This window comes from Microcoleus sp. PH2017_09_SFU_O_A, assembly GCF_020738625.1.
GTDB lineage: Bacteria > Cyanobacteriota > Cyanobacteriia > Cyanobacteriales > Microcoleaceae > Microcoleus.
The window spans coordinates 38988-45469 of record NZ_JAEQCF010000030.1 but is presented as its reverse complement, the minus strand read 5'-3'; the positions used below and the strand labels follow the sequence as shown (position 1 = coordinate 45469).

General features: G+C 44.8%; 4 protein-coding genes and 3 pseudogenes. 4 read left to right on the top strand and 3 right to left on the bottom strand.

Going from position 1 to position 6482, the window contains the following annotated elements; all coding sequences use genetic code 11:
* Both JGK16_RS13170 and JGK16_RS13165 read right to left on the bottom strand, forming a co-directional pair.
* Positions 1 to 197 (bottom strand): annotated as a pseudogene (locus tag JGK16_RS13170) (IS701 family transposase); the annotation flags it as partial.
* A 119-nt stretch (positions 198 to 316) separates the two neighbouring features.
* Positions 317 to 523 (bottom strand): hypothetical protein, encoded by a 207-nt coding sequence (locus JGK16_RS13165; protein WP_293203151.1) that lies wholly within the window; start codon positions 521 to 523, stop codon positions 317 to 319.
* Positions 524 to 578: 55 nt separating this feature from the next.
* Between JGK16_RS13165 and JGK16_RS13160 the strand changes: the two are divergent.
* Both JGK16_RS13160 and JGK16_RS13155 read left to right on the top strand, forming a co-directional pair.
* A pseudogene (locus JGK16_RS13160) lies at positions 579 to 1523 on the top strand (IS630 family transposase).
* A 180-nt stretch (positions 1524 to 1703) separates the two neighbouring features.
* Positions 1704 to 2054 carry a hypothetical protein gene (locus tag JGK16_RS13155; RefSeq protein WP_293203149.1) on the top strand — a complete coding sequence of 117 codons (351 nt, stop codon included), beginning with the start codon at positions 1704 to 1706 and terminating at the stop codon, positions 2052 to 2054.
* Between the two features lie 569 nt (positions 2055 to 2623).
* On the opposite strand, the gene JGK16_RS13150 is transcribed toward JGK16_RS13155, so the two are convergent.
* Positions 2624 to 2761, bottom strand: coding sequence for a hypothetical protein (locus JGK16_RS13150; RefSeq protein WP_293184582.1), 138 nt, complete (start codon positions 2759 to 2761; stop codon positions 2624 to 2626).
* A gap of 336 nt (positions 2762 to 3097) precedes the next feature.
* Between JGK16_RS13150 and JGK16_RS13145 the strand changes: the two are divergent.
* Both JGK16_RS13145 and JGK16_RS13140 read left to right on the top strand, forming a co-directional pair.
* Positions 3098 to 3712, top strand: a pseudogene (locus tag JGK16_RS13145) (S8 family serine peptidase); the annotation flags it as partial.
* A gap of 734 nt (positions 3713 to 4446) precedes the next feature.
* A complete protein-coding gene (locus tag JGK16_RS13140) occupies positions 4447 to 6435 on the top strand; it encodes a PatA/PatG family cyanobactin maturation protease (RefSeq protein WP_293190747.1) in 1989 nt (662 codons plus the stop codon).
* Positions 6436 to 6482: the final 47 nt, after the last annotated feature.

Here is a 6482-nt window from a genome sequence, read left to right as displayed (position 1 = left end):
GTCGCTATAAGGTTTTTCTATTACTGTATCATCAATACTCAGTATTCCTCCTTCTAAGGTGATAATATTCTGAGCTGTCTCGAATAAATCTTTCGGTTCCTTTCTCTTAATAAAAATCGATTGATAGAATCATGCGAAACATCTCCCAATATTTCTGCTAACCTATTATACCCCCCAAACTTTGGTTCTAAGAGCAAAAATAAAATATACTTTTCGGCGTTGCATTGTGCTGCCGAGGGTTTGGTAGTTTTTCTCATTGTCAAATACCTGGAAAGTAGACTACTCATATTGATCGATGCACTATTTTGTGATTTTGTCAATGCGTAAGTCCTAGATATTGATTAACAAAGGCACATAGAGATAGGGTATCGATCGATTGCCCCGGCAAACGTTCCGGATTCAATCCCTGTAAAAGCCCATCCGTCAATACGCTATAGGAACCACTTGCCAACTCGTAGGCCGGTTCGATCGCCTGGGATGCGGCCACAAAACAGCGACTAAGTAGGTCGGCACAAAAAAACATAACTATGTTAAGATAAGTAAAGAAAAAGAATATATCTACTGAGGTAATTCAATATATGGGTGCTAGATTAAGGGTATTCCTGACTCAACAGCAAGACAAAACTCTCTTAAAACTGAGAACTGCGGATGTACCACAAAAAGTCAAAGACAGAGCAGAAGTAATTAGATTAAATGCACATGGCTGGTACGTTGAAAAAATAGCTGCTCATTTTAACTGGACTCCACAAACAGTGAGAAAGGTTTTACATAAATGGTCGCATCTAGGCATGGAAGGGCTTTGGGAGTCACCTGGTCGAGGAGCCCTTCAAGTGTGGAAAGAGGAAGATATAGAGTTTTTAAAAGAATGCCTCAAAAACGAACCACGTACATATAACAGTCTTTAATTAGCCCAGAAATTAGAAAAAGAACGTTCTGTTAAACTAAGTGCTGCTCGATTAAGACGCATACTAAAAAAAAGGTTTATTTGGAAAAGAGCGAGAAAAAGTCACAAAGGAAAACAAGACCCCATAGTACAAGAAACGAAGCAATCCGACTTAGATATGTTGCAATTAGAGGCAGCGGCGGGAGGAATTGACTTAAAGTATTTAGATGAATCAGGGTTTTGTATGTGGAGTGAACCAGGTTATACTTATTACCCAATAGGTGAGCAAAAACGGTTAGAACAAACGAAACGGCGTGGTCGTAGACTAAGTATTGTCGGACTTCTTCAACCTGACATCAGTTTTGTCTACGGTTTGGTAATTGGAGGTGTCGATCGAAAAGCTTATATCAAAATTATGGAACTCCAAGCCCAGGAAGCTGCTGAGATTGGACGACCGAGAGTAATTGTACAAGACAACGGCCCAATACACCGATGCAAAGAAGTCCAAGAGTTATGGCCACATTGGGAAAAGCAAGGTTTATATATCTTCTTTTTACCCAAGTATTGTTCGGAAATGAACCCCATTGAATTGGAGTGGCAACACATTAAGAAAGATGAGTTGGCTGCGACATTTGTTTGATGATGAATTAGAACTCGCCTACGCCGTAATTCATGGAGTAGAAGCTAGAGGACAAAGGGGAAATTACACTACGCAACGTCTTAAGTTTAACTCCAATTAGGTAACTTAATGTTTTGTTACATAGAGTGGTTTTTTCCCGCCTACCTACTTAATGCTTTTGTTAAAACTCAGGAACTCGCCATGTCGAAAGGCTTCGATGACTTTGTTGCCAAACCGTTCCGAGAGGCAGTAATTTTCGAGAAGATGGCGCGACCTTTGGGAGTTCGCTATATCTATCAAGAGGAGTCGCCGAGGAAGTCCGAACAGGATGAGCCTGTTGTGCAACTGACTTCTGAGTCGCTGTCTGTGTTGCCGAGGGAGTCGATTGAGAAGCTTTATAAAGCAGCCGCTTGTGGAGACGAGCAAGCGGTAAGGCTGTTGATTGAGCGAGTTGCGCTGTCGCAGAAGCAAATTGCTGCGGCTCTAACTAAATTAGTTGACAATCAATACTTCGGACAGTTTTTTAACGGCTCTGTAAGCGTTACAGCGTAAGCCATGGCATTTTTAATGATTTTTTGAAACGAGCGGGCTAGAATTAAAGATTGAAAAAATAGTCATCTCTATAGCCATCAAGGGTTTGAGAGCCTCGATTAGATCTAAAACTGTCCGAAGTATTGGACAATATGAGCTTAGATATTATCAGCGATTTGACTCAGAAGTGCTTTTCGGCCGATTGTACGATCGCCCAATCCCAAGACAGTTCTCAAAGTTAACTCCCTGTTTAGAACCCGTACCTCATACCATTTTTCTAAAGATCCGATAGAGATCGAACACGACAAGACATTGTAATTTATACACTTTCCCTGTTTGCTAAAGTCTGTCATAACTTTAAAAAAATGGTATTAGCGCTCTTTCGTCACTTTCATGAGAGTAAATTCTCGAAGACACGACAGCAAAGGATCTCTTGCCAAATGCTCCCAACGCCAGCAAGGTGTTAGAAAATCGCTCCACAAAACCATACCAGATTAGCATTATCAAATTATGGTCAGATTTTTCCTTTCTTAGAGTGATGAAAGAGCGTTAGTCGGGTCAAGCAGCGATCGCGAGTGGGACTTGGGCGGTCAGCGCTTCATATTCGGGGAAAGAGTTTGTCTTTGGCGATCGGGAAGCTGCACCAACATCAGCATCAACACGATCGCTAGTACCGCCAACGCCCGAAGCTGTATTGCCAGCACCAACACCACCATCACCCGAAACACCCGCAGCAGAACCCCTCCCCGTTCAATTCACGGAAAGCAGCCTGACTCACTGACTTCAAGTACCCGATAAAGAAGCGACGGTCGGGTTTACCGTTGATATGTCCGTCAAAGAGCTTTCGCGGGACGCGAACTTTCCGCGATCGACGATCGCAGTCTGCTACTTACCCGAGCCAACAAGTATAAATTAATACCCTAAAATTTTTTAAAAAAGGATATGTGTAACAGGAAATAAAAATTAATAAATTTTTAAAGATCGAAAGTTTTTTTTTAGCGCAAATTCAAGTAATCTGTATCTTGAGGTTCAAAACCAGCCAGACCTAGCTATTTTTAGCTTAAATGGCCGATTTAACTCAAATTCCAGGAATTCAAAGCCTCTGGGAAAAAACGTCTGGTGATTCTCAAATTTGTGTAGCGGTACTTGACGGCTTAGTAGATCGGACTCATCCTTGTTTTGCCGGAGCTGACCTGAAACGGCTGCCGACATTAGTGCAGGAAGAAGTCTGCGTTACCGGTGCGATGTCTTTGCACGGTACTCACGTTGCCAGCATAATCTTCGGGCAGCACGGCTCGGAGATACCGGGAATTGCTCCTAGGTGTCGGGGATTGATAGTTCCGATCTTTTCCGATAACCGCTCTCGGGTGTCTCAGCTAGACATGGCTCGCGCGATCGAAACTGCTGTGAATGCCGGCGCTCACATCATCAACATCAGCGGCGGTCAACTTACCGAAATAGGTGAAGCCGAAGGCTGGCTGGAGAGTGTTGTGGAACTGTGCAGCGACAACAACGTATTAATTGTGGCTGCTGCTGGGAACGACGGCTGCAATTGCTTGCACGTCCCCGCAGCCCTTCCGGCAGTCTTGGCAGTGGGAGCAATGGACGATCTCGGTCGGCCTCTAAACTTCAGCAACTGGGGAGAAACCTACAGCAATCAGGGTATTCTCGCCCCAGGAGGAACTTAGATGTATTTTACGATCGCTCTCTAATTTTTGCGCTAAAAAAATTTATTTGACTATTAATAAAATTAATAGTTGATTTTTTCGCGAGCTATCTATACTATATATAAGTTAATATTTTCATTCACACTTTTAGAATAGCTAAAATTCGATGATGAAACAGCCCCGCCCTCTGAAATATGATTTTTATAAATTTTACTTGACAGATTTCAAATGTTACTGTACTGTTGTAAAGGTATAGAAATACCAGTCAAACGGTAAGGTACATCTCAAAAACTTGATAGTCAACTAGATGATCGGATCAAATAAACTTGTGACTAAGATTCTAAGAGTCCGTATATTTGATCGTAAAATCAGTTGTACCGGGTACAAATAAATCTAAAATCCTTATCCTGCTTAGGCTTATCTATTTTAGACTTATCTGTTATTTAGGGAGATGTCTATTAAGTTTGACTCTTGGTAATCCTGAAATATCAGGGCTTTGATAACGATGGATTAACCGTTTTACTTCGTAATTATCCTTGCCATGCAGAACTACTTGATTCTTTTAAAACGATATTCCGGGCTATTTTTAGATAGCCAAATGGCTTATTTTTTATAACTTTGAGCCACTACGAATAATTAAATCAATTTAATTTTCGTCCCTGACTTGTATTTGATTCAAGAGTTTTATACTTCTAGCCTTGTAAAACTTGTATTATGGTTCCCCTAACTGTTCCGAGTCTTGTTAAATGTTAGATACATTAAGCACCATATCCCAGGGAAATAATAGTATTTGTATTGCCGTTTTGGATGGCCCTGTCGATCGGAATCATCCTTGTTTCCAAGGTGCAGATTTAACTTATTTGCCCACCTTAGTTAGAGGGGAAGCTCAAACTAATGGCAATATGTCCATTCACGGAACTCACGTTGCCAGCATTATTTTTGGGCAACCGGGTAGTTCGGTGCAGGGAATAGCTCCCCGATGTAAGGGAATAATAGTGCCGATCTTTGCCGACGATCGCCGCAAGACATCCCAGCTAGATTTAGCTCGGGGAATCGAGCAAGCGGTCAATGCAGGAGCACACGTTATTAACCTCAGTGGGGGTCAACTGACCGACTTTGGCGAAGCTGATGGGTGGCTGGAAAATGCGGTTCGTCTGTGTCGAGAAAACAACGTCTTGCTCGTTGCAGCGGCTGGAAATAATGGTTGCGATTGCCTGCACGTACCCGCAGCGTTGCCCGCAGTGCTAGCAGTCGGGGCGATGGATGCAAATGGCAAACCCTTGGGATTTAGCAACTGGGGTGAAACCTATCAAAACCAAGGTATTCTTGCCCCCGGCGAGGATATTTTGGGGGCTAAACCCGGTGGTGGCACCGACCGTCTCAGCGGTACGAGCTTTGCCACTCCGATTGTCTCAGGTGTAGCAGCAGTGCTGCTGAGTCTTCAGCGGGAGCGGGGAGAAACCCCCGACCCCCAAAAAGTTCGTCAAATACTGTTGCAGAGTGCTTTACCCTGCGACCCTGACTTGCCAGAAGAAACCAGGCGGTGTCTGACAGGCAAACTGAACATCCCTGGAGCAATAACGTTACTAAAAGGAGGAAATATGGCAGAGAATTTCGCATCAGTGGGTGCATCAGAAGTAGAAGCTACAGGCTGTGGTTGTGATGGCAGCCTGAGCAATACGGGTGAAGCGATCGCCACCGCGCAAGGGCAATCGCCTCAAACCTCGGTTGCAACAGCAGCCACTGCGACTGCTGGGGCTGTCCCCAGCAACACCCCAAACTTGCAAGATTTGATTCAATCGTTTCCCACTGCTACAACCCAACAACCAATGATGCCAAATTTAACTGCTAATTCCGTCACCGCCAGCCAAGCCCCCAGCGAAATCGCTGACATGGGTCAGATTGTCTATGCCCTAGGAACCCTCGGTTACGACTTCGGAACCGAAGCTCGTCGGGACTCGTTCAAACAACTGATGCCCCCTTTTAACTTTGGGACAACGATGGTTCCGGCGAACCCCTACGATGCCCGTCAGATGGTGGACTACCTGGACGCCAATATTTCTGAGGCGCGATCGCTCATTTGGACGCTTAACATTGAACTGACTCCGGTCTATGCGATCGACCCCACTGGTCCCTTCGCAGCCGAATCCTACCGTGCTCTCCACGAACTCCTCGCGGGTCAAATTCAACCAGAAAACGATTCAGAATACGTCGAGCGCGTCAGCATACCAGGCATCTTGACCGGGCGCAAAGTCAAGCTATTTTCCGGTCAAGTTATTCCGGTAATTGAACCCCAAAGCACCCGTGGCATCTACGGCTGGAAAGTCAACAACTTGGTCACTGCCGCGATGGACGCGGTACAAGCTGAAGACGGCACTGCTGACGAAGACCGCATCCGCAAAACCTTAGATGGCTTCCTCAATCGCATCTACTACGACCTCCGCAACTTAGGAACCACATCCCAAGACCGCGCCCTCAATTTCTCTGTCACTAACGCTTTCCAAGCGGCCCAAACCTTCAGCGAAGCGGTTGCGGTCGGCATGGAACTCGACAGCGTTACTGTTGAAAAAAGTCCCTTCTGTCGCATGGATAGCGACTGCTGGGATGTGAAATTGAAATTCTTCGACCCTGAAAACAGCCGTCGTGCCAAGAAGATTTTCCGCTTCACCATTGATGTGAGCGATCTGATTCCTGTTACTTTGGGCGAAGTTCGTTCTTGGTCTTCACCGTACTAAAAGGCGACACAATTTGAGTGAGAGTGCAATCACAAAAAGCACTCTCG